This is a genomic window from Jeotgalibaca sp. A122, from assembly GCF_052266715.1.
Lineage (GTDB): Bacteria > Bacillota > Bacilli > Lactobacillales > Aerococcaceae > Jeotgalibaca.
The window spans coordinates 30,470-56,677 of the sequence record NZ_JBQPRB010000008.1 but is presented as its reverse complement, the minus strand read 5'-3'; the positions used below and the strand labels follow the sequence as shown (position 1 = coordinate 56,677).

Annotated in this window: 24 protein-coding genes and 1 riboswitch; of the genes, 17 read left to right on the top strand and 7 right to left on the bottom strand. The window is 43.1% G+C overall.

All coding sequences use genetic code 11. The features are described from left to right. Positions 1 to 10 precede the first annotated feature (10 nt). Genes aroF through ACTU7M_RS09190 form a run of 5 tightly spaced genes read left to right on the top strand, consistent with a single transcriptional unit; the run spans position 11 to position 4,791 of the window. Complete coding sequence (aroF, locus tag ACTU7M_RS09210) at positions 11 to 1,051, top strand: 3-deoxy-7-phosphoheptulonate synthase (protein WP_443474100.1); 1,041 nt, start codon at positions 11 to 13, stop codon at positions 1,049 to 1,051. 11 nt (positions 1,052 to 1,062) lie between these two features. Further along, positions 1,063 to 2,148: a 3-dehydroquinate synthase gene (aroB, locus tag ACTU7M_RS09205; RefSeq protein ID WP_443474099.1), complete on the top strand. Its 1,086-nt coding sequence runs from the start codon at positions 1,063 to 1,065 to the stop codon at positions 2,146 to 2,148. Further along, positions 2,149 to 3,459: a 3-phosphoshikimate 1-carboxyvinyltransferase gene (gene aroA / locus ACTU7M_RS09200; RefSeq protein WP_443474098.1), complete on the top strand. Its 1,311-nt coding sequence runs from the start codon at positions 2,149 to 2,151 to the stop codon at positions 3,457 to 3,459. It begins immediately after the preceding gene. Continuing rightward, positions 3,437 to 4,531 (top strand): chorismate synthase, encoded by a 1,095-nt coding sequence (aroC, locus tag ACTU7M_RS09195; RefSeq protein WP_443474097.1) that lies wholly within the window; start codon positions 3,437 to 3,439, stop codon positions 4,529 to 4,531. The genes aroA and aroC overlap by 23 nt, the downstream gene beginning before the upstream one ends. Continuing rightward, positions 4,528 to 4,791: a chorismate mutase gene (locus ACTU7M_RS09190; protein ID WP_443474096.1), complete on the top strand. Its 264-nt coding sequence runs from the start codon at positions 4,528 to 4,530 to the stop codon at positions 4,789 to 4,791. Before aroC ends, ACTU7M_RS09190 begins: the two co-directional genes overlap by 4 nt. A gap of 149 nt (positions 4,792 to 4,940) precedes the next feature. On the opposite strand, the gene ACTU7M_RS09185 is transcribed toward ACTU7M_RS09190, so the two are convergent. Beyond that, positions 4,941 to 5,813: a nuclease-related domain-containing protein gene (locus ACTU7M_RS09185; protein WP_443474095.1), complete on the bottom strand. Its 873-nt coding sequence runs from the start codon at positions 5,811 to 5,813 to the stop codon at positions 4,941 to 4,943. Positions 5,814 to 5,947: 134 nt separating this feature from the next. Between ACTU7M_RS09185 and ACTU7M_RS09180 the strand changes: the two genes are divergently transcribed. After that, positions 5,948 to 6,940 carry an asparaginase gene (locus ACTU7M_RS09180; RefSeq protein WP_443474094.1) on the top strand — a complete coding sequence of 331 codons (993 nt, stop codon included), beginning with the start codon at positions 5,948 to 5,950 and terminating at the stop codon, positions 6,938 to 6,940. Positions 6,941 to 6,971: 31 nt separating this feature from the next. On the opposite strand, the gene ACTU7M_RS09175 is transcribed toward ACTU7M_RS09180, so the two are convergent. From ACTU7M_RS09175 to ACTU7M_RS09160, 4 genes are all read right to left on the bottom strand, one after another. Further along, positions 6,972 to 7,811, bottom strand: a complete 840-nt coding sequence (locus tag ACTU7M_RS09175; RefSeq protein WP_443474093.1) for a DUF72 domain-containing protein — start codon at positions 7,809 to 7,811, stop codon at positions 6,972 to 6,974. A gap of 70 nt (positions 7,812 to 7,881) precedes the next feature. Further along, a complete protein-coding gene (locus ACTU7M_RS09170) occupies positions 7,882 to 9,330 on the bottom strand; it encodes a Na+/H+ antiporter NhaC family protein (protein ID WP_443474092.1) in 1,449 nt (482 codons plus the stop codon). A gap of 13 nt (positions 9,331 to 9,343) precedes the next feature. Continuing rightward, positions 9,344 to 10,390, bottom strand: a complete 1,047-nt coding sequence (locus tag ACTU7M_RS09165) for an aldo/keto reductase (RefSeq protein ID WP_443474091.1) — start codon at positions 10,388 to 10,390, stop codon at positions 9,344 to 9,346. Next, complete coding sequence (locus ACTU7M_RS09160) at positions 10,390 to 10,734, bottom strand: TIGR04076 family protein (protein ID WP_443474090.1); 345 nt, start codon at positions 10,732 to 10,734, stop codon at positions 10,390 to 10,392. Before ACTU7M_RS09160 ends, ACTU7M_RS09165 begins: the two co-directional genes overlap by 1 nt. A gap of 580 nt (positions 10,735 to 11,314) precedes the next feature. On the opposite strand from ACTU7M_RS09160, the gene ACTU7M_RS09155 reads away from it, so the two are divergent. The 6 genes from ACTU7M_RS09155 to ACTU7M_RS09130 all read left to right on the top strand — a co-directional run bounded on the left by ACTU7M_RS09155 (position 11,315) and on the right by ACTU7M_RS09130 (position 16,517). Beyond that, complete coding sequence (locus tag ACTU7M_RS09155) at positions 11,315 to 11,995, top strand: DUF4367 domain-containing protein (protein ID WP_443474089.1); 681 nt, start codon at positions 11,315 to 11,317, stop codon at positions 11,993 to 11,995. Positions 11,996 to 12,142: 147 nt separating this feature from the next. Next, positions 12,143 to 13,414 carry a RidA family protein gene (locus ACTU7M_RS09150; protein WP_443474088.1) on the top strand — a complete coding sequence of 424 codons (1,272 nt, stop codon included), beginning with the start codon at positions 12,143 to 12,145 and terminating at the stop codon, positions 13,412 to 13,414. Positions 13,415 to 13,579: 165 nt separating this feature from the next. Beyond that, a complete protein-coding gene (locus ACTU7M_RS09145) occupies positions 13,580 to 13,981 on the top strand; it encodes a hypothetical protein (protein WP_443474087.1) in 402 nt (133 codons plus the stop codon). 22 nt (positions 13,982 to 14,003) lie between these two features. Beyond that, on the top strand, positions 14,004 to 14,483 hold the full coding sequence (locus tag ACTU7M_RS09140) for a sigma-70 family RNA polymerase sigma factor (protein WP_443474086.1): 480 nt from the start codon (positions 14,004 to 14,006) through the stop codon (positions 14,481 to 14,483). After that, positions 14,480 to 15,223: an anti-sigma-I factor RsgI family protein gene (locus tag ACTU7M_RS09135; RefSeq protein WP_443474085.1), complete on the top strand. Its 744-nt coding sequence runs from the start codon at positions 14,480 to 14,482 to the stop codon at positions 15,221 to 15,223. The genes ACTU7M_RS09140 and ACTU7M_RS09135 overlap by 4 nt, the downstream gene beginning before the upstream one ends. Before the next feature lie 328 nt (positions 15,224 to 15,551). Beyond that, on the top strand, positions 15,552 to 16,517 hold the full coding sequence (locus ACTU7M_RS09130; RefSeq protein ID WP_443474084.1) for a tRNA dihydrouridine synthase: 966 nt from the start codon (positions 15,552 to 15,554) through the stop codon (positions 16,515 to 16,517). Positions 16,518 to 16,540: 23 nt separating this feature from the next. Here ACTU7M_RS09130 and ACTU7M_RS09125 read toward each other — a convergent pair whose 3' ends face one another. Further along, complete coding sequence (locus ACTU7M_RS09125) at positions 16,541 to 17,482, bottom strand: LysR family transcriptional regulator (protein ID WP_443474083.1); 942 nt, start codon at positions 17,480 to 17,482, stop codon at positions 16,541 to 16,543. A gap of 178 nt (positions 17,483 to 17,660) precedes the next feature. Here ACTU7M_RS09125 and ACTU7M_RS09120 point away from each other — a divergent pair, with 178 nt between their 5' ends. Both ACTU7M_RS09120 and ACTU7M_RS09115 read left to right on the top strand, forming a co-directional pair. Then, positions 17,661 to 18,293: an NADPH-dependent FMN reductase gene (locus ACTU7M_RS09120; protein WP_443474082.1), complete on the top strand. Its 633-nt coding sequence runs from the start codon at positions 17,661 to 17,663 to the stop codon at positions 18,291 to 18,293. Then, positions 18,293 to 20,713, top strand: a complete 2,421-nt coding sequence (locus ACTU7M_RS09115) for a flavocytochrome c (protein ID WP_443474081.1) — start codon at positions 18,293 to 18,295, stop codon at positions 20,711 to 20,713. The genes ACTU7M_RS09120 and ACTU7M_RS09115 overlap by 1 nt, the downstream gene beginning before the upstream one ends. A 147-nt stretch (positions 20,714 to 20,860) precedes the next feature. On the opposite strand, the gene ACTU7M_RS09110 is transcribed toward ACTU7M_RS09115, so the two are convergent. Further along, a complete protein-coding gene (locus tag ACTU7M_RS09110) occupies positions 20,861 to 21,331 on the bottom strand; it encodes a flavodoxin family protein (RefSeq protein ID WP_443474080.1) in 471 nt (156 codons plus the stop codon). A gap of 175 nt (positions 21,332 to 21,506) precedes the next feature. Next, positions 21,507 to 21,610: riboswitch (NiCo riboswitch) on the top strand. 137 nt (positions 21,611 to 21,747) lie between these two features. Here ACTU7M_RS09110 and ACTU7M_RS09105 point away from each other — a divergent pair. From ACTU7M_RS09105 to ACTU7M_RS09095, 3 genes are all read left to right on the top strand, one after another. Next, positions 21,748 to 23,619, top strand: a complete 1,872-nt coding sequence (locus tag ACTU7M_RS09105; RefSeq protein WP_443474079.1) for a heavy metal translocating P-type ATPase — start codon at positions 21,748 to 21,750, stop codon at positions 23,617 to 23,619. Positions 23,620 to 23,827: 208 nt separating this feature from the next. Next, a complete protein-coding gene (locus ACTU7M_RS09100; protein WP_443474078.1) occupies positions 23,828 to 25,144 on the top strand; it encodes a CitMHS family transporter in 1,317 nt (438 codons plus the stop codon). A gap of 28 nt (positions 25,145 to 25,172) precedes the next feature. Beyond that, entirely contained in the window at positions 25,173 to 26,165 is a 993-nt protein-coding gene (locus tag ACTU7M_RS09095) for an isocitrate/isopropylmalate dehydrogenase family protein (RefSeq protein ID WP_443474077.1), read from the top strand. Positions 26,166 to 26,208: the final 43 nt, after the last annotated feature.

Here is a 26,208-nt window from a genome sequence, read left to right as displayed (position 1 = left end):
GAGATTAATTATGATTATTGTAATGAAAAGAAACGCAACCGTAGAAGAAGTAAAAGAAGTGATGGGACATATCACAGAAGCTGGACTAAATCCGGTAATCATTGAAGGGACAGAACGTGACGTAATCGGGGTAACCGGCGATACAGCAACCGTTGATATCCGCACCATCCGAGCTGACAAGAACGTGGCCGAAGTACTGCGTGTTTCCGAACCTTACAAACTGGCGAACCGTGCTTTCCATCCCGAAAACACGCAAATTCGGGTCGGTAACGAGATCATCGGCGGCAAACAGTTAGCAATCATTGCCGGACCTTGCTCGGTTGAAAGTGAAGAGCAAATCGTAAGCATTGCCAAACGCATGAAAGCTGCGGGAGCAAACTTCATCCGTGGTGGTGCGTTCAAACCAAGAACTTCTCCTTACTCTTTCCAAGGCTTGGAATTGGACGGTTTACGCCTATTGGAACTTGCCAAGAAAGAAACGGGTATGCCAATTGTTTCCGAATTAATGTCCACCAAATATCTGGATGAATTCGTAGACCGTGTGGACGTCATCCAAATCGGTGCACGTAATATGCAAAACTTTGACCTTTTGAAAGAAATCGGTAAAACTCAAACCCCTATTCTTTTGAAACGTGGTCTATCCGCAACTTACAAAGAGTGGTTGATGTCAGCCGAGTACATTATGTCTGAAGGAAACGGCAACGTCATCCTTTGTGAACGCGGTATCCGTACCTTCGAAACCGAGACACGTAATACACTGGACATCCAGGCCGTGCCTGTTTTGCAGAAAAAAACCCATTTACCTATCATTATCGACCCAAGTCACGCGGGTGGGCAATCCTACTTAGTGCCGGCAGGGGCTAAAGCGGGTGTTGCTGCAGGAGCAGATGGATTGATGATTGAAACGCATGCGGATCCAGCAAATGCATGGAGCGATGGGGAACAATGTCTGACACCTGATGAGTTCGATAAATTGATGGAACAATTGCGTGTTTACGCGCAAGTAGAGGAACGGACAATTGCGCCTAAAGCAGTAAACATATTAAACTAAGAGGTGAAAGTATGTCAGTCCTGACAGTTGATGTAGCAACAGAAGATATTCATTATCCTTTAAAAATTCAAAAAGGCTTATTGAATCAATTGGCTGAAGAAATCAAAAGCATTTATAAAAACAAAAAAATCGCGATTGTGACGGATCAAAACGTGTATCGTTTTTATGGCGAGCAGGTAGTCACACAGCTGACCGATGCCGGTTTTGAAATCGAGATGATTATCCTCGAACCAGGTGAACAGGCAAAATCGATGGAAAATTTGCAAGCCATTTTTTCCCGATTGATTGCTTTTGGCCTTTCGCGCAGTGACTTGATGATTGCGCTCGGTGGTGGCGTCATTGGGGACTTGGCCGGTTTCGCGGCGGCAAGCTACTTACGCGGGATTGATTTCGTCCAAGTTCCGACAACCTTGCTTGCCCAAGTGGACAGCAGTGTCGGTGGTAAAGTCGCGATTGATTTGCCGGAAGGAAAGAACCTGGTGGGTGCCTTTTATCATCCGAAACTAGTTGTCATCGACCCGGAAGTGTTGACGACATTAGCTGATTCAACGTTTAATGACGGCATGGCCGAAGTAATCAAATATGGCTGCATCCATGATGCCCAATTCTTTAATCAGCTAAAAGGTTATCAAACGCGGGCCGAAGTCATGGCAGACATTGAGGATGTCATTGCGATTTGTTGTACAATCAAAAGAGACTTGGTACAGTCAGATGAAAAAGATACGTCCGAACGGATGCTTTTGAATTTTGGCCATACGGTTGGTCATGCGATCGAGGCGTATTATCATTACGAAAAATACACGCATGGACAGGCGATTTCCATTGGCATGGTAGCCATTAATCGCTTGACGGAAGCACTGGGTCTGAGTGAAAATGGATCAACGGCTGCTATTGAAGCGATTTTGAGACAGTATCAATTACCGACAGAATTAACAGTGGCCTCTGACTACAAATATATTTTGCCACTCATCAAAAATGACAAGAAGAATATTCAAAATGCATTGTTCGTGGTGGTACTGGATGCCATTGGTTCATCCCGTACGATGGCGGCACCGGTTGATTTCTTCTCACCATTATTGAAAGGACACGAAAGCTAAATGACAGATTTATTGATTAAACCGAGTAAATTAAGCGGGACGGTAAATATACCCCCATCGAAAAGTATGGCACACCGCGCTATAATTGCGGCATGTTTGGCTAAAGGCAAGAGTGTCATCGACAATATCGATTTGTCCGATGACATCATCGCAACGATTGAAGGAATGAAGGCTTTCGGCGCGGAAATCGAGATTCTGGATGTAGGCACCCGTAAGCGTCTGGTCATTGAAGGTGTTTGGAAAAATGAAACGTCTGAAAAGCGTGTCATCGATGCCAATGAATCCGGATCGACATTGCGTTTCTTCATCCCGATTGCGACATTGTTCGAAGGTGAAACACGTTTCGTGGGTCGTGGTAAATTAGGTTCGCGCCCGATGGATACATATGAAAAGATATTTAACGAGCAGGGTTTACTTTTCAAAACATCCGGAACACCAGAATTAGATTTAACCGTCTCCGGTCGTTTGAGCGCCGGTCGGTATGAAATGGCGGGGAATGTCAGCTCCCAATTTATCACGGGGTTGTTGTTCACGTTGCCGTTGTTGGCGGGTGATTCGGTGATTGCGATCACAACGGAGTTGGAGTCAATCGGTTACCTGGAATTGACGTTGGAAGTGTTACGCGAATTTGGTATTTCGGTGACGTTTAATGAAATGGAACGTCGCTTTGAAATTCCGGGGAACCAAAGCTACCATGCCCATGACTATACGGTTGAAGGTGACTATTCCCAAGCTGCTTTCTTCTTGAGTGCAGGGGCATTGGGGAATGATGTAGCGGTGACGGGGTTGAAAAGTGACTCCAATCAGGGTGATAAAGGCATCATGGGAATTTTGGAACAGCTCGGAGCGGAAATGAAAGTTGAGGGCGATACGGTCACTGCTTCGGCTCCAAATGGTCTGAATGGAGATGTCGTGATTGACGGTGCCCAGGTTCCGGATATTATTCCGGTGAGTGCATTGGTTGCGAGTTTGAGTGCCGGGGAAACGCGGATCATTAACTTGAAACGGTTGCGTATCAAGGAAAGTGATCGTTTGGAAGCCACAAAGGAAGAGTTGGCGAAACTTGGGGCAGACATTCGTGTGGTTGGTGAAGAACTCCATATTACGGGCGTGCCGGGCTTGAAGGGCGATGCAACGGGATGGAGCCACAAGGATCATCGCATGGCCATGATGTTGGCAATCGCGAGTACCGTTTCGGAAAAAGATATTGTTATTAAAGATGCAGAGTATGTTTCGAAATCATACCCAACATTTTGGCAAGAATTTGAAGCATTAGGAGGACAAGTTAGTGAGTGGAATTTGGGGAAATAATTTAGAATTATCGATTTTTGGTGAATCACACGGCCGCGCGATTGGTGTGACGATTAATGGTTTGCCAGCAGGTTTGGAGATAGATATGGATGCGGTGATGGTAGAAATGGCACGCCGCGCGCCGGGTCAGAATGAGTTGACAACACCGCGTAAAGAGAAAGACGAACCTGATATCGTGAGTGGATTGTTGGATGGCAAAACGACTGGGGCGCCTTTGACGGCTTTGATCTGGAATACGAATACGCGCTCAAAGGACTACAGCCAAATGAAACGTTTGATGCGTCCGGGCCAAGCCGATTATCCAGGGAAAGTGCGTTACGACGGCTTCAATGATTACCGTGGTAGTGGTCATTTTTCAGGTCGGATTACAGCGCCTTTAGTATTTGCCGGTGCGATTGCCCAACAGTGGCTACAAAAAAAAGGAATTGTCATCGGTTCGCATGTTCAGGCAATTGGGACGGTAGAGGATGAGCGCTTTGATGCACAAGAGGGCGTGACTGCTGAGCAAATTGCCGAGATGAAACGCGTGCAGTTGCCAGTTTTTGATGCCTCAAAACGTGATGCGATGCATCAAGTCATTGTGGATGCCAAGGAAGACAAAGATTCCGTTGGTGGAATTGTCGAGACTTTCGTCTTGGGAATTGATGCTGGTTATGGGAATCCATTCTTCGATTCAGTTGAATCAATTTTGGCGCATTTAGTGTTTGCCGTGCCTGCTACTAAAGGTATCGAATTTGGGGCCGGTTTTGACATCACACGTATGCGCGGTTCAGAAGCGAACGACGAATACTACTACGATGAAAATAACCAAATCAAAACCCGCACGAACAATAACGGTGGCATTTTGGGCGGTATTACTTACGGCATGCCAATCGTTTTCCGTACAGCTATCAAGCCACCAGCTTCAATCGAGAAGAAGCAGCAGACAATTGACATTGAATCGCAGGAACATGCGGACCTGGAAGTCTTTGGCCGCCACGATCCATGTATCGTTCCGCGCGTGCTACCGGTTCTGGAAGCTGTTACCGCAATCGGCCTGATGGACTTGATTTTAGGACGTGATAAAGCATGACCGAATTAGAACACTATCGTTTAGAGATTGACCAGATCGACCAACAGCTAACGCGCCTGGTTGAACAGCGCTTTGAAGTGGCTAAAAAGGTTGCGGCTTATAAAATAGCCCATGACTTACCGGTGCTGGATAGTTCGCGTGAGGACGTCGTGATTCGTCGTAATCAAGAACGTCTTGTTCACTCCGAGTATGAGTCCGAAATCGCGGATTTTTATACCGGATTAATGGCTATTTCGAGAAGTATTCAAGAGAAAATATAATAAAATGGCCTACTCAAAACGGTGAGTAGGCCATTCGACCCAAAAAAGCTCACTCAAGCTGATAATTCAACACGAGTGAGCTTTTTTTCTGGAATTGGCTCACTCAAATAAAAATCTGACTTTGAGTGAGCCATTTTTGACAAAATAGCCTACTCACCGTTTTGAGTGAGCTTTTCCTTTATTATCTTCTTACACTGAGAATTCGACAATACCCCATCGCACCATTCCATCAGCACCCGTCCAGTCAATCGCTTCCCTGGAAACAACAACTGAAACTCCTCGATCGCTCGAACAACGCCATCATTATTCAAACCCAAGCAGCCGCACCTCTTGCACTGATGCGTCCTCTGGGAAACTCTCTGGGCCAAGCTTCCACAACTCCCACAACGCACGCCTTTCCTGAGCGACTCAAAACTATACGCCGGAATTTGCTTTTGAAATGCTTTGCCTGGAAGTGCAGCTGCCCGCAAAGCTACTGCTAATTCATGAAACTCAAAAGCAATTGGTCGCGGGTACTGATCATGCCGCGCAATATGATTTTTTATCTGCGATACAAAAATGACATTTTTAGCGGCCGGAGCTTGGTACAAAGTGAAATCAGGATTAACAAACGCAACACACACTTCAACATTGATACCAACATACCCAATCTCTTTTAAAAAGTTTTTGAAATTATTTTTCGACCGCAACGCTTGAATCATTGGATTCGGAATCTCAATTTCCCCATTGCGGTAGCTTTCTTCTCCATAAATCCAGTCGCCGCGGTAATTCTTAACCTCATAAATAATGACTGAGTCTTTCACAAGCAACAAAGCATCGATTTGAACCTGACCCGCATATTTGGGATTCAAACTCATATCCGTCAATAAAATATGAGGGCACGTCATCGAAGTCAAACGCTCACAAAATTTAAACTCACCATCAAAACCTTTCTCAAGCTGCCCCAAATACCTTTTATCCTCTATACCCAATTCCATTCTTTCATGTAATGCTTCCATAATCAGTAAAGTAATAGGCTTCATCAATATTCCTCCTTACATATATATAAGCAAAAAAATCCAAAAAGCTTTTTTTTCATTAAACAAAGTGTCTAATAATTAATGAAAAATGGTATGCTTATAGCATGTAAAGTTTAACCAGGAGAAGGAGAATCACGATGAAAAAAATAGCCATGATTTCAACAGGAGGAACAATCGCCATGCAGGCTGATGCGAGTGGTTTAGCTGATTCGGCTTTGGGGGCCCGCAAACTGTTGGAACTCGCGAATATAGAAAGAACGGATATCACGTTTGTAGAAATGGAATATATCAATATTCCTAGCCCGCATATCCAAATACAGGACCTCGTCACCCTTAAAGAACTAATCGAAAAAGCAGTTCACGAAGAAAAAGTTGATGGCGTCGTTGTCACTCATGGAACGGATACCCTCCAGGAAACAGCCTATTTCCTGGACTTAACAGTAGATGTCAATGTCCCTGTAGTCGTAACCGGCGCACAACGAAACTCATCTTTGCCCATGTCTGACGCCGCATTGAACATTGTCGATTCCGTACTGGTGGCTTCAGACGACCGCGCCGCGAACATTGGCGTATTAGTCGTCTTTGGTTCGGAAATCATTCCAGCCCGCGACGTTATCAAGGAGCATAAAACAGCGATCACCACGTTCAGAGCGATTGACTTTGGCCACATCGGACATGTCAATAACGGTCGCTGTATTTGGGCACGTAAACCCTTGATTCACGACCATTACAAAATCGGTGAAAACATCGCATCCCTAAAAGTACCGATTATCCCGAGCTACATCGGCCAAGATTCCGCAGCAATCAGATATGCCATCCAGGATAATGTCGATGGATTAATTATCGAGGGCTTCGGGGCAGGTCATGTACCACAAAATATGATTCCCGGTTTACAAGAAGCCATTGAAAAAGATATCCCGATCATCCTTACCTCGCGCTCACGCAAAGGTAGCATGTTGACGGATACTTACGGTTTTATCGGGTCCGAAACCTATCTACGGAAAATGGGCGTCATTTTTGGAGAAGATTTAACACCCGATAAACTGCGGCTGAAACTCTTGTTATTACTTTCCAACAACTTTACCCTTGAGCAAATCAAGCACGCCTTCGAACATAACTTCTATAACTAACAAAACCCGCTAATCACAACGATTAGCGGGTTTATTCAAATAAGTGGAGCTGCCTTGGAGCCAAGCCTTCAAATTCAATTCCCAACATCTTTTGTAACGTCTTGGCATTCGGAGCAGCATGGCCACCCGAGTTATTGTTGAAAATAATCGTTACTTCCTTTGAATCCTTCTCTAAAGCCAAGGCAGCCTCCTTGATAGTAGCCAATTCCTCCGCACTGTAATCATACAAAGTCCGAAAAGTACGCCAATCCACCGAATCGTCACCCAACCATCCTTCATAGTTTCGACCGTGGAGACGTATGAACGTCTTGTCAGGATTCGTCGCCACCGGAACAAAAGGAATCGAATTATCCGGCGTCTGCGGCTGATCCACAACTACATTAATGAATTGCATTTCTTTCAAAAATTGTAACGTTCCTTCTCTGAACTCTTCACTGAACCAACTCTTATGCCGAAACTCAACCGCCACAGGCCAATCACCCATAATTTGACGCACTTTCCGCAAATAATCGACATTTTCCCTGACACAAGAAAACAAAGGCGGAAATTGGAAAAGAAAAGCCTTAACCTTGCTACTTTCTACCATCGGACGAAATGCTTCTATATATAAAGTGAAGAGCTCATCCAACGACCGCGTTTCCTCAGCCCGACGCGAGTGTGTCGTAAGGGGACCATATGCCTTGGGGATGAATTGAAAGTCAGCAGGAGTTGATTCAATCCAACGCGCTACATTTTTGCCAGGAGGAATGGCATAAAAACTGGTATCAAGTTCAACGACAGGAAAATGACTCGCGTAGTCCATCAGTTTACGCTTTGGGTCTGGCGTAATAGTGCCGTGGTCGGACCATCCTGTAAGGCCTATCTCTATCATGAAGCATCTCCTTTATTAATCGCTTTGCTTCATCATATTCTTTTTCAGCTAATATTGCCAAAAGCACGAATTAGATTGATGTCAAATCTTCAACAGGCATCCGCTTCACCGGCTCACCACTAGGCCCCTCATACTGGCGTCCCCACCCCATGATAATGGAAATAAGAAGTGTGAAGAACAGAACAAAACTGTAAATCATTCCCTTGCTGATATCGGTTAAACGCAGCGGTTCAACAAAGTCATACCCTTGTGTTAACAAAGAACCAAGGAAAACAAACACACTCAAGAAGGGGACAGTGACAGGAAGGGCATTAGCAAAGCCATCTAGTAAATTAGCGCGCCGATAAGGATGTAGGCCAACCCGCTTACCCAGCTCATTTTGAACTTTTCCGAAAGTCGCCATGGAGGCACTCGTAACACCACCAAACAGGAGAGTGGTCAAGGTGATGCCCAGCATCATCGCCACTTCAGCTCCGGCGACGGTGCGTCCTAACCGGCTTTCCAGAATCCGGTCAGTCACCGTGAAGATGACCCCCGCGCCATTGAGCACGCCCATGATGCCATAAACCGAAAGTATGAGGGTGACGGTTCCCATCATGGCACTCACACCATCGGTCAAAAAGCCTCCCGGCACACCGTTTGCGACGTTGATGATGGCGCTCGGCGAAATCAAGTCAAAACCGAGCCCGACAAGCGTACCCGTAATCAAACCGACGGTAATGGCTTTGTAAATATCACGGGTTTTCACCGAAATAACCAGCATAAAGGCCACAGGTACCAGCATGACCAAGCTGGTCGGATCGACAATCGAAGTGAATTGTGCGGTAGCCGATGGAGCCGTGGCGTCGTTGCCGCCCAATAGCCAAAACAGGAAGAAGGAGATGATGCCGGCTACCGCCGAATATTGAAAACGGCTTGTCACACAACCCGCAACATCCACCGGACCGGTTCGATTCATGTAAGTTTGAGTACCCGACGAAATGATTGTTGTATCGGAAATAGGTGCCAAATTGTCGCCAAAGATGGCACCGCTCACGATGGCACCGGCCAGGAAGACAGGATCGCTTCCCAACAAAACGCCCGCCGGATAGAAAAGTGGGAAACAAGTGAATATGGTCCCGATTGATGAACCGGTTGCTGTCGCAATGATGCAGACTGTCAAAAAGGTGAATGCCGTGAACATGCCGCCGTTCATCTCCACGTAGCTCGCAATCCACACGAAACCGCCGGAAATGTTGGCAGTTTTTATCAATTGGGAAAACATGCCGATGATAAATAATAAAACAGCTATGGGGATCGCTTCTTTGGCGCCCGCATAAACTGACTCCCAATAAGCGTCGGCACTGCCTTTTTTGACAAAAAGAGCACCTGCCAACAACGCGACGAAACCGCCCATCGCCAAAGCATACATTTCGAACGCCTTAAAGACTATAAAATAGAGGACACAGAAGAAGAGGAAAATGATGACGGGAATCAAGGCGGTCTTGCGTCCGCCCCTAAATGCTAGTTGTTTGTTCATCGGAAAAACTCCTTTACTCGTTTTCGTTCAGATTCATTTTCATGATGTTTCGGAATTTTGATCCGACCGTCCGTTCCAATTCGAACGGTTCACCTTCCAAAATGGGATAAGGCTTCAAGAAAGTCTGGATGGCATCCAAATCGGCCAAATCAAGTTCGAATTTGAAAATCGATGCGTTTGCCTCAACATGTCTACTGTTGCGGATACCGATGATAGAGGCGCCCACACCCGCTTGACTCAAAATATACTTGGTAGCGACATGGGCGATACTGGCACCGTGTTTGTTTCCGATTTTTTGCAACAACAGCAGTAGCTCCTGATAGCCAGCAGCTCCCAGCGTTTCTTCGATTACTTGCAGGTACTTAATGTGCGAACGGTTATCGGGATTGATGCTGTTCTGGCCGATCCATTTCTCGGCTAACAACCCGCCCGATAATGTGCCATAGCAGAGCAAAGAAACACCGTTTTCCAGACAGTAATCCAAGAAGCCTTTTTCAATCCGACGATCAAAAACAGAATATTGATTTTGACAGGAAACAATCGGGATGCCGGCATCTACAATTTCTTTAATTCGGTCAGTATCGAAATTCGTCAGCCCAATGTTGCGGATTTTCCCTTTTTCTTTCAGCCTCAATAAATCGGCCGCCGTTTCGAGATAACCCGGGGCATCATAGTCCCACCAATGAAACTGGACCAGATCCAAAACATCTCGGCCCTGACGTTGCAGACTGCGGTCGATGATTTTTTCGGTGTAGTTGAAATCGACTTGGTTCAAGAGGTTGATATCCGGGACATATTTGGTATGAATCTGAATATCATGGGGAGAGACCGTACTTGAACCTTTCAATTCCTTCAAGAATCGTCCCAACAATTCCTCGGTACCGGTGTAAATGTCAGCACAGTCGAATGTCGTAAAACCGCGTTCGACCTGCATGTGGAAAGCCTCGAGGACATCTTGGATATCAATTTCCCCCTTCAGGTTATGGCCTTGGGATAGTTGCCAACACCCATTAATCACTCGGCTGATCGTATAGTCTTCTGTTAATGCATATCGCTCCATTATTGATTCACTCCTTCGCTGATTGGCACAACCGTGGTCTCGGCATGGCTGAATTCTTTCGTTTCTGTTCTGGTTATCTTGAATTGCGCCCCGCAATTCGGGTCAGGGCAGGCAATCAGGCTGTCCGATAACATCCAATCGTTCCCATGCAGTGCGCGCTGTTTTGCCGGCAATAACGGCAGCAGGGCACTCAACGCATACAGGGAGAAAGCATTGTCCTCCGGGAAAATAATGTTCTCGCCTTTCACCAAAAAGTAACTGCCGGCTTTATGACTGCATACGAATGATTTTCCAGTTGAGACCACCTCAACTTTAAGGTTATACAGAGTAAATAAATCGTTCATCCACGTTCCTCCTGACTTTTTAAATACAAAAAAAACACCTGTCCTTGAAATCATCATTCAAGGACAAGTGTTTTTCACTTGCGGTACCACCTTAATTGGCCTGCCTAAAAATAGACACGCCCACTCACTAGGGTGCCAGTGACACCCGTAGCCTGATAACGCTGGCTTCGCGTCTTGGCTACTCACAGTTGCCTGCTTTCACCTCGCCCTCAGAGGCCCATTTACTAAGACTGACGTCTATCCGGCTTCCACCATTCCGAACTCGCTTTGAGACCGTTTCTTAGTTTTACTTCCTCTTCAAAGGTTTTTTCATTTGATTCTCATTTTAAATTATACGTAGTTTAGCGAACCGAGCAGATGTTTGTCAAGAGTTAAATTAAAGAAAGATTAAAACTGCAACCAAAAATTAATATTCAGCAAAAAATAATAACCAATTTTCGTACTTATTCGGACTAGGCGGTCGGTTCTATCTTTGGTGCGTATCTGCATGAAGACGTATAATGAAAGTAGAGGGAATGAACTAATTCAATTTTACATTCAATTGTCCCGAATTTTGTGAGTAAGAAGGGAGCGGAATGACATGAAGCGTAAAATAATCTATGGGATTATGGGAGGCGTTGTCCTACTTGAAATCGGACTTATTATTGGTGTGTTCTATGGCATGTTCATAGGGGGCAATTATCTAACTGAGTTCGAATTCGCTGGCGGTATTGGTCCTGAGGCTGTCGGTAATATAGGGCTTATAATCGGTGCCGCAACTGGTGGACTGTTAGGTGTGTGGCTTGGTGTGAAAATAGCTGAAAACGAGGCTGCGCGTGTATACGGAAAATACCTTGTTATTAGCTTTTCATTATCAATTGCATCATTGTTATTTCTTCTCAGAAACATCCCGGATGAGCCAGTTACCCTTCAACAAGTCCAGACGGAAGCTGATTTTACAATCTATGAGCCTACCTATGTACCTGAAAATGTGAGATTTGGTGACATAGAGTGGGTGGATACAGGCATCAAAGAAACTTTATATTTAACTTATTTTAAAAAAACACCAGTTTTTGAACTAACTGAATCGAAGCTGACAGAACTTGAAATAGACCCAAACAGTACTGAAGTCGATATATCAGGTTCTACTGGGTACTTATATAAACAGGGGGATACAATCTATTTAACCTGGCCTCAAAACGGTACTGAATTAACCCTAACCACGAAGGTGATAGGCGAGGAAAAAGTTTTAAAAATTGCACGGTCCATGAAAAAATATTAATAGGCGAATTCAGCAATATAGACAAAGAGCCACCTAATTAAAGTAACAATGACCAAATCATTTGGCTTGTAAGCGTGTTACAATTTGAATTGTCGAAAATGTAAGGGTTTTATTTTGACGTAATTCATCTATAAGGGGCGTACAATCATGAGCGGCAATAATACAGTATTGGCACGAAATACGGAAAATGCACCAAAAAATGCTTTGTTTTCACAAACAGTAGCGTTTTCTCATTACAATCATCTTTCAGCTCAATTACCAATCGATCCAACATCTGGAGAAATGGTAGTTGGCGGTATTAAAGAGCAAGCGGAGCAATGTTTCAAAAATATCAAAGCAATCGTTGATAGCATTGACCATGTTATGGATGACGTTGTCCGAGTAACAGTATTCGTTAAGAATATTTCTGACGTCGACACAGTTGACGCTGTTTATAAAACTTTCTTCCAAAGCTATGTTCCAACACGGACAGTAGTGGCAGTTGCAGCTTTACCGATGGACGCTTTGGTTCAAGTTGAAGCGATTGTTTCAAACGGGGAAGGGACAATCCCAAATGCGCCACAAGCAGGGGATATCATCAAGGTTACAAACAATACGGAAAATGCACCGACAAGTTCCCTATCTACTCAAACCGTTGCTTTCTCTCACTACAATCATCTTTCGGCTCAGTTGCCAATCGATCCAAAATCAGGTGAATTAGTAGCTGGCGGTATTAAAGAGCAGGCTGGACAATGTTTGAAAAATATCAAGGCGATTTTAGAAGGTATCGATGTTCCATTTGACGATATCGTTAAAATTAATGTCTTCCTGAAAAACCATTCGGACCTTGAAGCAGTAAACGAAGTATATTCAACATTCTTCCCTGATTCAGCAATCGCTAGAGCAGTGGCTTATGTGCCAGCTCGGACAACCGTAGAAGTTGCTGCTTTACCGATGGATGCTTTGATCCAGATTGAAGCAGTCGTTTCCCATGGAGATGGCACTCCGCCACAAGCTGTTGAAGACAGACATGGACTTATTATTGAAGCAAACAATACAAAAGAAGCACCGATAAATGCCCTATCCACACAAACAGTGGCGTTTTCACATTTCAACCATTTTTCAGCGCAATTACCATTGGATCCTAAAACAGGCGAAATGGTATCGGGTGGCGTAAAAGAACAAGCTGCACAATGCTTAACAAACATCAAAGCCATCGTGGAAAGCATCGACCACGTGATGGAAGATATTGTGAAAGTAAATATTTACCTCAAAGACATCACGGATACGGATGCTGTAGATGAAGTTTACAAAACATATTTCCCGACAGGTATTCCTGCACGAAGAACAGTTGGGGTTTCAGCCTTACCTTCCGATGCCTTGATCCAAGTCGAAGTGATTGTATCAAACGCTGAAGGAACACCTCCAACAGTAGCATAAATTTTTTATTTATCTGAAAAGCATCAAGCCCTCCGCCCAGTGGTGGAAAGCTTGGTGCTTTTTACTTTATTGAAAAAAATAAAAAAACTTTGAAAGGATTCCCGTCTCTCAATCGTATTACTAGTGAGACAAGAAATATCAAACAAAAAAACGGAGGTTTTTCAAATGAAAAAGAATGCAATTATTTTAGCAACGGTAGCGTTATTGGCAACAGGTGGAACAACGGCTTTGGCAGCTAACGCAAAAGCGGGACAGGGCACACCGGCATATACGCAACAAGCGGAACGAGGAGCATGGATGAACGGCGGCCATCATGGTATGATGGGCTTGAGTCAACAAAATCGGGAAGCTGTTCAAGCAATGACAGTGGAAGAACGTCTTGATTATATGCAAGACAGAATGCGCGAACGTCTCCAAGAAAATAGTGACATGACCGAGGAAGAACGTGAAGCCTTCATTCAAGAGCGGATACAAGAAAGAGAACAAGCCCTTGAAGATGGTAATTTCATGGGACCAAGAGACGGATTTGGAATGGGATATGGCAATCAACACTGCCTAGGTAACTAAATTACAAGGTTGGGGTAAGAGCATGCGAAGTGAACAGGAAGCTATCAGAGCAATTGAATTGTATGGCGATACAGTCACCAAGATTTGTATGGTTTATTTGAAGAACCGTGCAGACACGGAAGATATCTTCCAGACTGTATTCTTAAAGTATGCAACCAATTCCCCTGCATTCACTTCGGATGAACACGAAAAAGCATGGATCATCCGTGTGACGATCAATGCCTGCAAGGATTTTCTCAAGAGTTTTTTTCAGAGCAAAGTGACCACTACGGATCAAATAAATGAGCAATTGGCGCGTGTTGCGCCTGAAGATCATGATTTGATTCGTTCGGTTCTGGCACTCCCCAAAAACTACCGGGAAGTCATTTATCTGTTTTATTACGAAAACTATTCTGCTGTCGAAATCGCCGAGCTGCTGGGTAAAAATGTCAATACGATATATACCCGTTTAGCCAGGGCGAAGGAAAAGTTGAAAGCGGCGTTAGGAGATGAATGGGAATGAGCCGAAAAATAAAAAAAGCCTTTGATGGTGTCGTAGCGGATGAACAACTGAAACTACAAACGATACAGATGGTTTCAAAGCGTATCAAAAACCAGAAAAGAAGTCCGCAAGGTTATTGGCGTCAGTTCAAGGTGCAAGCGGTTATGGGACTGGTTGTTCTGTTCACAATCTCCGGCTTCTTCGCTTATCAAACGCCCGTATCAGCAGTTTCCATCGACAGCGACTATTCGGTTGAATTGCGTGTGAATTGGTTCAATCGGGTCGTTGAAATTGTTGGGTTCGATCCTCAAGGAGAAAATCTGGCAAATGAATTGACCGTTACCCACATGAATTATGAAGATGCTATGGCTGAAATAATGAATGCTTTCGGAATGGAGACTGAAGAAGTCTATGTGACAGTAGCGAGTAGGCAAGCGTCCCGAGCATCTGAGATGATGGCAAACATCGAATCCCATAAAGGGATGATGCGGCAGCACATGACGATGTACCAGTCAACGGAGGGATTAATGAAACAAGCCAGAGAAAAAGGTGTGTCGATCGGTCGGATGCGTGCGATGATGGAATTACGCGATTTAGAAGAGGAAGGAACGCTAGAAAGTGCGGAAGAACTTCCTATGGATGAATTGATTGAAACCATCGAATCACATCACAACGAAATGCAGAAACACATGAAAGAAAATAACTCTCCCAACGGTTCCATGAAAAACAAGATGATGCAAAGAAATAACAGTGAGAACTAACAGAATCGAGTAAGTAGGAGGCTGGGACAAAACTACCAGCCTCTTTCTCGTATACGTACATCTGCCCCGTAAACGTGTTCCAAAAGGCAGCCCCGGCGTCACTTCACGAATAATGCTCAGATGGTCTGCGACCATCTTGCGCCTATTCGCTCCAGTGATCCGGGGCTAAACGTCTTTTTTCACACTCTCTATTTTTTTGACCAAATTTAAATAGCATTAAACTTTCTAAAATTGGAGTAATATGGTAGTATACTTAATTGCAATAAGTAAGCTACTAATAAATCTACTATATAAAGATGTTTGCATTTTTACAGGAAAGGAATTTGAAATGAAAGAGAATTTTTGGCAAGAGTTGCCACGTCCGTTTTTCGTGTTAGCACCTATGGAAGATGTGACAGATGTTGTTTTCCGTCATGTTATCAGTGAAGCAGCGAGTCCGGATGTATTTTTTACTGAATTTACCAATAGTGAAAGTTTCTGTCATCCCAACGGAAAAGAGAGTGTCCGTGGTCGTTTGACATTTACACCCGATGAGCAACCGATTGTGGCTCATATATGGGGAGACAAACCTGAATACTTCCGTGAAATGAGTATCGGAATGGCAGAGATGGGTTACCGTGGGGTGGACCTCAACATGGGTTGCCCAGCACCGAACGTATTTAAACATGGTCGCGGAGCTGGCTTGATTCGTCGTCCGGACGTAGCAGCTGAATTAATTGAAGCTGCTAAAGCAGGTGGCCTTCCAGTCAGTGTTAAAACACGTTTAGGACATGCGGATGTAGATGAATGGAAGACTTGGTTGAAGCATTTGTTGGAGCAGGATATTGCTAATCTTTCCATTCATTTGCGTACGAAGGTTGAAATGAGTAAAGTGGATGCACACTGGGAATTAATCCCAGAAATCAAGAAAATGCGCGATGAAATTGCGCCCCAAACTTTATTGACAATCAATGGCGATATTCCTGACTACCAAACCGGGAAAGAGCTTGCTGATAAATATGGCGTTGATGGTGTGATGATTGGTCGTGGCATCTTCCACAATCCTTATGCATTTGAGAAAGTTCCCCAAGAGCGCAGTCCTCAGGAATTATTGAATTTATTCCGTAAACATTTGGATTTGTTTGATAAATATGCTGAAAAGGAACCGCGCGTGTTCAAACCGCTACAACGATTCTTTAAGATTTATGTGCGTGAATTTAAAGGGGCTGGCGACCTCAGAGCGCGCCTATTTGAAACCAAATCAACAGCCGAAGTACGGACAGTGTTGGACGAGTTTGAAAAGAACCACCTATAATAGTAAAAAAGGCTAACTCATGTTTATGAGCTAGCCTTTTTTGTATGCTTTTGAACTATGGTGGTAAAAACATCCAAAAATAATTTTTCATTTTCGCTCAGCATTTTTGAAGCCGGATAGGCGATGAAATATTCTAAAGAAATAAGTGTCGTTGTTATAGGGTAAAGATTATAAGCAGCGGAATTTGTGGCATACACCAAACCTTCGGGAACGAATGCGACTCCTAAATCCTGTTTCGCAAGTTCAGCGACGGTATAGACGTTAGAAGTTTCGAATGCGATTCGTGGCGTGATTTTGTAGCGGTTCAAGAGACGATCGATTTGACGCCTGATTGCCGAACCATTTGTTGTGAGCACAAGCTCTTGGCATAACAATTCTTCAACTGAAATGGAATTCTCCGTCAAATACTGTACACCTTCGCAGTAAAAATCGGAAGAGGGCGGGATAATGGCATAATAATTTTGAAACCCACAATCAATCGTTATGAGTGAAGGTGATACCGCTTCGGGGTTTTGTCCAATATAAAAATCTACCTCTTCTTTGATTGTTAGCAGTTCATTGTTTTTAGGTACATCTTCAAGAATGGTCACGGAAATGTGAGGGAATTTGTTCTTGAAGACTGGCAATACAAGAGGGAGTAAATAAGTCGCCAAGCTGGGAAGGATGGCAATTCGAATGGTTGGTTTCCCTGTCATCGAATATTTTGCGAGTTGGCGTTTCAAATCCTCACTGCTTTCTTCAATGGACTCTAGATAACGGTAATAAACTTTTCCCGCTTCAGTCAGCTGCAGCTGTGGGCTCTTACGGTTGACGATTTCTATTCCCAAATCATTTTCCGTTCGTTTGATGGTTTGAGTTAAATATGGTTGGGAAATATAAAGGTCTTTGGCTGCCTTAGTAAAGCTGCCATGCTTCAAAAGTGCATCCAGGTATTGTAAAAGGATAGGTGATTGTATATGCGACATTTCATTGCTCCTTTGTTTATCTTTGTGATAATTATAACAAATATGTTATCGAGTTATAAAAAATATATATTTCACAATTAAAGAAATTTAAATTACAATTAAATCATTAAATGTCTAATAATAGGCTGTTTTGATATGCTCAAAACATCACTAATAAAAAAGAGGGGAATGGAATTTAATGAAATTGATTGGAATAGTCGGTTCGAACGCAGACCACTCCACTAACCGGACGTTGTTGCGATTCATTCAAAAGCATTTTTCAGATAAAGCTGAGGTCGAAGTCTTTGAAATTAAAGGACTGCCAGCGTTTAATGAACCAAAAGACAAAAAAGCTCCCTTAGGAATCCAAGAACTTGCTGATAAAATTGAAGCAGCTGACGGGGTTATCATCAGTACACCTGAATATGATCATTCTATCCCGGCCGCTCTGAAAAGTGTTTTGGAATGGTTGTCCTATAGCGTTCAGCCATTGGTCGATAAACCTGTCATGATTACCGGTGCTTCTTATGGTTCTTTAGGATCATCACGGGCTCAAGGACACTTACGCCAAATATTGAACTCACCTGAGTTAAAAGCCCGTATCATGCCGAGTGCAGAATTTTTGCTTGGCTATTCGCTCCAAGCATTTGATGAAGAGGGGAATTTATTGGATCAGGAAAAAGTTGCTGAACTCGAAGATTGTTTTGCAGAGTTTCAGTTGTTTGTGGAGATGACTAATCTTTTATTGAAAGAACGTCAAAAAAGGACCACAGCCAAACCGGCATTTTCGTGGAAAGAGATTATCGCGTCAGAAGCGGAGGGAAATGAATAATGAAGTTTGTAGGAATAGTTGGAACGAATGCGGATTTTTCATATAATCGTCTGCTGTTGAAATTCATGGAGAAACATTTTGCGGAAGCGGCAGAAATTGAAGTATTGGAAATCAAAGCGATCCCGATGTTTGACGAATCGGATGATCAAACGGAAAGCGAATCCGTCCAATATCTGAAAAATAAAATTGAAGAGTCGGATGGTGTGATTATTGCAACACCGGAACACAACCACTCGATCCCATCTGCGTTAAAGAGTATGTTGGAATGGTTATCATTTAAAGTCCACCCATTTGATGGTAAACCAGTTATGATTGTCGGTGCTTCCTATGATGTTCAAGGTTCGTCGCGGGCCCAGTTACATCTACGTCAGGTGTTGGATGCGCCGGGTGTGAATGCGACCGTCATGCCGGGAAATGAATTTTTATTGGGACGTGCCCATGAAGCTTTCACCAAGGAAGGTGACCTGAAAGAAAAAGGCACAATCGATTTTCTGGAAAGCTGCTTCAAGAAATTCATCCGTTTCACGGAAGTTGCCAATCTTTTGAATATCCCGGAACTTATTTCTTTCAATCCTGGTGAATATACCGTAACGGCCCCTGGCCATAATGGTAAGTTGCCGATGAGGGTAGTATTATCGGAAGATCGCATTGAGACTATTGAAATTGATTCCGCTGGAGAATCAGCTGGGATTGCTGATGTTGTCTTCACACGTATTCCCCAAGAAATCGTTGAAGGCCAAACCTTGAATGTTGATGCAATTTCAGGGGCAACGGTCACCAGCCAGGGGGTTATCGAAGGGGTAGCAGAAGCGGTAAAAATGGCGGGTGCTGACCCAGAAATATTGAAAAAACGTCCCAAAGCGGCGGATCAGCCGAAAGTGGAGGAAGAAGAATTAATAACAGATGTTTTAGTTATCGGTGGCGGAGGGGCTGGTTTGAGTGCTGCAGCCAGTGCTATCCAGGAAGGCAAAAAAGTCATTCTGTTGGAGAAATTCCCTTCGATCGGTGGAAATACCGTCCGGACAGGCGGACCGATGAATGCGGCAAATCCAGAATGGCAAAGTAATTTCAAGGCTCTGCCAGGTGAGGATTCCACCCTGAAAAGTGTGTTGGAAATCGATGAAGCAGAAATAGATACCGAATACTTGGAAGATTTCAATACCTTGAAACAGCAAATTCGTGATTATCTAGCAGATTTATCCGCTGGAAAACACTATTTATTCGACTCAACGTTATGGCATCGAATCCAAACTTATCTAGGTGGAAAGCGGACTGATTTACTGGGTAACCGTATTTACGGTGATTATGATCTTGTCAAAACTTTGACTGAAAACGCTCCACATTCCATTAAATGGTTGGAGGAAATCGGTGTCGATTTCAACCGAAACAATGTTGAAATGCCAGTTGGGGCAATGTGGCGCCGTGGCCATAAACCAAAAGAAAATCAAGGATATGCTTTCGTTGCAGCATTACAAAAATTTGTGTTGGATAACGGTGGTGTAATTATTACCGATACACCAGCCAAGGAAATGCTAGTCGAAAATGGGAATGTTGTCGGTGTCATTGCCCGTGGACCACGCAACAAGAAAGTTGTCATTCATGCTGGAGCAGTTGTTTTGGCGACTGGTGGATTCGGAGCGAATACCAAGATGCTGAAACAATACAATACGTTCTGGACTGAAATTGATGATGACATCAAGACGTCGAACTCTCCTGCCATTACCGGAGATGGAATCAAGCTTGGTGAGAGTGTGGGGGCAGATTTAGTCGGAATGGGATTCTCGCAAATGATGCCTGTATCTGATCCGGATAATGGTGGGCTTTTTACTGGATTACAAGTTCCCCCAGCTAATTTCGTAATGGTCAATAAAGAGGGCAGACGTTTCGTAAATGAATACGAAAGTCGTGATAAATTGACTCAAGCAGCAATCGATCAAGGCGGTCTATTCTATCTGATTGCAGATGACGAAATAAAAAAGACAGCTTACAACACAAATCAAGAGAAAATTGATAAAGAAGTTGCCGAAGGAACCCTTTATCGGGCTGATACGCTTGAAGAACTTGCTAAACAGTTAGGTATGGACCCTGCAACGTTAGTAGAAACTGTGTCTACATACAATTTATATGTTGATAATGGAAAAGACCCTGATTTCGGCAAGAATGTGTTTGATTTAAAAGTCACAGTTGCACCGTTCTATGCAACACCACGCAAGCCGGCTGTTCACCATACTATGGGTGGATTGCGTATCGATTCTGCGACACGCGTTTTGACGAAAGAAGGAAAAATCATCCCAGGACTTTACGCTGCTGGAGAAGTTGCTGGTGGCATCCATGCAGGAAACCGTCTAGGTGGAAACGCACTGACTGATATCTTCACGTATGGACGTATTGCCGGAACAAATGCAGCTCACCAACAATAATTAAACAAAACAAGGGAGTGGCTCGGGGCTGCCTTTTGTCGCACGTTTAGAATACAGATATTCGTATACAGGAAGGAGGGTGAGACTTTTGTCTCACCCTCTTTAACATTTAAGTCTCATGCGTGCTCATCAGATTTTTACCGAGAATCAATTTATTAATGAGATAAATTTGTTAACCAACTGAACGATTTGCTTCTCGCGTCTGGGGTTCGACCAATTGATGATGCCTGTTGCTTCAACAATGGCTCCTTTTGCTTCGATGATATTATTGAACTGCTTGATCGCACGGTTACCACCCATGGATGAAAATGGAAAACCTTCCGTGACGTAACAAAATACTTTTTCCTTCGATAGTTGGGAGGCACGCGCCAAGTAAGCTTTCATCACTGGCGAAAGCGAAAAAGCGCGGACGGGAGCAGCCAAAATCAAACAGTCATATCCTGTTAAATCCGGTTGATTTTCTAAGACTATTTTTGACGGGTCCATTTCTTCATCATTAGTTGCTACCACTTTTTCAACTTTACAAAAATGGCCTAATGCTAACAGATTCTCCAATAACCTTTGGGCGACCGATAGCGTATTTCCGGTTTTTGAATGAATGATAATACCGATTTTCATCCGCTCCATCTTCTTTCTATCATGTTATTTTCACCCAAAGTATATCATATCGTCGTTGGCCTATCTAATTATTGCAAAATATTCGATAGATTAGCCAAAACTGAGATTGACAAATGAACCGATTCCGTGTAAAATTAACCTATAAATTAAATTTAATCCGCTCTCTTTTGGAGGGCCCATTAAATCTGAGCAGGCGGTGAACTCCCAGAGGTTCATGCAGCCGGTCCACCGTATGCGTGGTAGCAGAGTCGTGCAAAAAGGCACACCTGTGGGACAGTAACTACTGTTCTATAGGTGTGCCTTTTTTTGTACATAAATTTTAAGAATGGGAGGTTAATCATGAATATATAGCAGAAGGAGAAAACTAAATTAACCAAACGATAAAGTTGAATAATGAATAGAAAAGAGGAAAAGATATGCTTAATTATCTGGTTAAAGAAAAACAGGGACAATTTTTGGTACTCGGAATAATATTTACGATAATAGGGTTTGTTACAGGTGGTATTTACAGTAGGATTGCATTCTATGTGGCAATTTTCTTCCTGGGATATTTTGCAACGAAAAATGCTGTTGTTGATACAGTTCAGTCAAAATCACCCAACGTCGATTTATTGATGGTCTTGGCTGCTTTAGGGGCAGTAATCATTAATTATGAATCGGAAGGGGCTATGTTGCTATTGATTTTTGCAGGAGCAGAATTTCTGGAAAATTTTGCAACAAACAAGTCAACAAACGCAATTAAAGAACTGATGTCACAAGTGCCTTCGGTTGCGCAAGTCCTAAAACCGACTGGGGAAGTAGTAGAAGTAGCTACGGATGATCTAATCATTGGAGATATCGTCGTTGTGTCCAAAGGGGCTCAAATCCCGATTGATGGTATTATTGATCGAAAGACCCAAATCAATGAAGCATCATTGACGGGTGAATCACTGCCAACTGAAAAAAAACGCGGTGATGAAGTGTTTGCTGGAACGTTGAACGAAGGGAATGCTTTCCACTTAAACGTAAATAAAACAAGTGATCAAACGATGTTTTCAAACATTATTCGCATGGTTGAGGAAGCGCAAAGTCGGCCGTCTCGAATTGCTAAATTTATCGATCGTTTTGAGAAAAACTATGTTATTGGCGTATTAATTGTGGTTCCCCTGTTCATTGCCGCGTTATATTATCTGAGCGGTTTTAATTTTGAAGACGCCTTTTATCGGGGGATGGTTCTATTAACTGTAGCGAGTCCGTGTGCATTGGTTGCGGCAGCAACACCTGCAACTTTAAGTGCGATTAGTAATGGCGCTAAAAATGGTGTGTTGGTAAAAGGTGGCGCAGCGATGGAAGCATTAGCAACAATGGATCTGTTGTACAGTGATAAAACGGGAACACTCACTTTTGGCGATTTCCAGGTAGTGGATTATCTAGCACCGGAAGCTGTTATCAAAGAGGTTGTTTTTATGGAACAACAATCATCTCATCCAATTGCTAATGCAATTGTAAATAAATTTCCTGATTTAAGTTTAGACAGTATCGACCATGGAATCCCAGTAGAAGAAGTTGCTGGATCAGGCTTGAAAAAAGGAGCATTCAAGGTAGGTAAGCCATCTGCTTTCCAAGATATGGAGGATCCGCACGGTTACCGTAGCAAAATTGCTATCGATCACACTACCGTTCTTGTTTCTGAAGATGATATTATCGTGGGGTATTTTTCTTTAAGTGACCAAGTCCGTCATGAAGCAGTGGAAGCGGTCCATGGTTTTCAAGAGGAAGGCGTTAATATCGTCTTGTTGACTGGAGACAACGAATCTGTCGCAAAAAAAGTTGCTAAAGAAGTAAATATTAAAGAATATATGGCTGGACTTTTACCGGAAGACAAAATTGATTATGTAATTAAAGCACAAGAGAAAGATCAAGTTGTTGGTATGATTGGAGATGGGATTAACGATGCTCCTGCACTAGCAAATGCTGATATTGGTATAGCAATGGGTAGTGGAACTTCAGTGGCAATGGAGTCAGCTGATGTCGTAATCGTTAAAAATGATTTATCTAAACTTCTCTATAGTTATAAATTAAGCAAACGTCTAAATCGAATTATTAAGCAAAATGTTGCATTTGCAGTTGGTGTTATCATTATTTTGATTACCTTAAACTTAGTGGGGTTATTGGATTTGCCAACGGGTGTTGTTTTTCATGAGGGTTCAACGATATTGGTAATTCTTAATGGTCTGAGATTGTTGAGTTCAAAGGAAAAGAGAGAAAAGCCAGGGAAACATCAGGAACAACCCGTTCAATCCCAATAAAAAATCTATGGTAAAAAAGGTATAAAAAAGGTGAGTCAAGGGCGTATAAATTCGCTTTTGGCTCATTTTTTTTCTTTCATGGATGTCACATAATATAACAAGGGATGTCATGGTAAGATTGACTTAGAGCGTTTTAAAAGGTAAGATGTTATAGCAATATTACTTATCTAATTTCAATTTAACAAATAAAAAGCAAAGGAGATGGAATATGATTGCATTTATGGGATATAGTTTAATTATTGTCTTTATGGCATTAATTATGACAAAGAAAACAACACCTTTCGTTGGTCTGGCTATCTTGCCGATTATATGGGCGGTAATTGGACAGTTAATGGGGATTTGGGATTTTAATATCGGTGAGGCAGCTTTTGATGGCTTAATGACAACTGCAAAGACAGGGATTATGTTGTTCTTCGCTATTTATATGTTCTCGCTCATGATTGATGCAGGGTTGTTTGATCCACTTTCCAATTTTATGTTACGTTTTGCTAAGGGTGATCCTTTGAAAGTCATGCTGGCGACTGTTGCATTGTCAGCGGGAGTATCATTGAATGGTGACGGAACGACAACGATGATTATTGTTTGTACGGCTTTTGTTCCGATCTACAAGCATTTAAATATGAAATTGCTGGATCTGGCAGTGTTGACAATGACTTCTCATTCAATTATCAACTTACTTCCTTGGGGAGGTCCCACTGCACGTGCGATTGCCGTGATGGGTGTTAATGAATCGGATGTTATGCGTGGTTTGGTACCGATGATGATTGCTGCCTTGGTTTATATGTTTGTCGTTGCCTTTTTTATGGGGCGTGGTGAAAGAAAGCGTCTGGGAGTCGTTGATTTATCACATTCAGAATTGAATAAGATGACGGAAATTACGGATCCAGAAGTTTTGGAAATTCGCAGACCGAAAAACGTCTGGATTAATGCTATTATCGCATTTGGCGCGGTTGGATTGCTGATTTGGGGAATCATCCCATCGGCAATTGTTTTCTTGATTGGGACAGTTATTACGTTAATGGTCAACTATCCAAATGTTGCAGACCAAAAGAAACGGATTGATGGAAATGCTGCTGAAGCGAACTCTGTTGTTATGACGGTGTTTGCGGCGGGCGTATTCATGGGTATTTTACAGGCTTCTGGTATGAGTGATGCTATCGCGCTTAGTTTGGTTGGAATAATTCCGGAAAGTTGGAGTAATTTCTATGGACTGATTGTGGCATTTATCTCGGTTCCAGGGACATATTTCTTGAATAATGATGCGTTTTATTATGGCGTGATGCCAGTATTGGCTGAAGCGGGCGCACGATATGCCTTTACACCATTGCAACTTACTTTCGCTTCTTTGATGGGACAAGCGTTCCATTTGCTAAGTCCGTTAGTGCCATTTGTCTATGTGTTATTAGGGATGACGAATGTGGATATGGGTCCTTGGCAAAAGAAAGCAGGACTGGTATCCATCGGCATCTTTATCACCTATGTAATCGTTGGGGCTTTAATAGGGGCTATGCCAATCTACAACTAATAAGATAAAATGCTAAAGGAGACAGATGATGAAAATTACAATGATTCCTGGCGATGGGATTGGTCGTGAGATATCGAAATCCATGATGAGTGTTGTTAACGCGAGTGGTGCAGATGTTGAATGGGAAGTTCTGCATGCAGGTGAACAGATATTTAACGAAACAGGTACATTGATACCAGAGGCTGTTTTTAAAAGCATCGAAGCAAATAAAATTGCGATTAAAGGTCCTATAACAACACCTATCGGCAAAGGCTTTCGTAGTGCAAACGTCGCATTGCGCCGTAAGTATGATTTGTTTGCCAACATTCGTCCGATTAAATCTTTAGGGAAGGTTCCCTCTTTATTTAAAGATCTGGATATGATTTTATTCCGTGAAAATACAGAAGATTTGTATGCGGGTATTGAAGAAAAAATTTCTGATGATGAGATGCATAGTATTAAAGTCATCACGCGCGGTGCTTCCGAACGAATCGTGAAACGGGCATTTGATTATGCAGATGCTCAAAAAAGAGATTTCGTAACGGTTGTTACCAAAGCTAACATCATGAAATTGACTGATGGTTTATTTTTGGATGTGGCCCGTGAGGTTGCCAAAGATTACCCACACATTGAACTTAAAGAAATCTTGGTCGATAACATGGCGATGCAATTAGTGATTAATCCTTCGCAATTTGGTGTAGTGGTAACCCAAAATCTATACGGGGATATCTTATCTGACTTGATGGCAGGTTTGGTGGGCGGTTTAGGGACGATTCCAGGCGCAAATATCGGTAAGGATATTGCCATTTTTGAAGCGGTCCACGGATCGGCTCCTGATATTGCCGGGGAAAATATTGCGAACCCAACAGCCTTGATACTGAGTGCGTGCCTCATGTTGGAGCACATCGGTCAAGATGAACCAGCGCGTAGAATTCGAAACGCAATCGAAAAAGTTTTGTCGGACCCGCAAAACTTCACCCGTGATTTAGGTGGCGAGCAATCTACAACATCTTACACCGAAAAAATAATTGCAGCTTTATAAAATATGAAAGACCCAGTTGGCACGGATAATTCCATGCTGACTG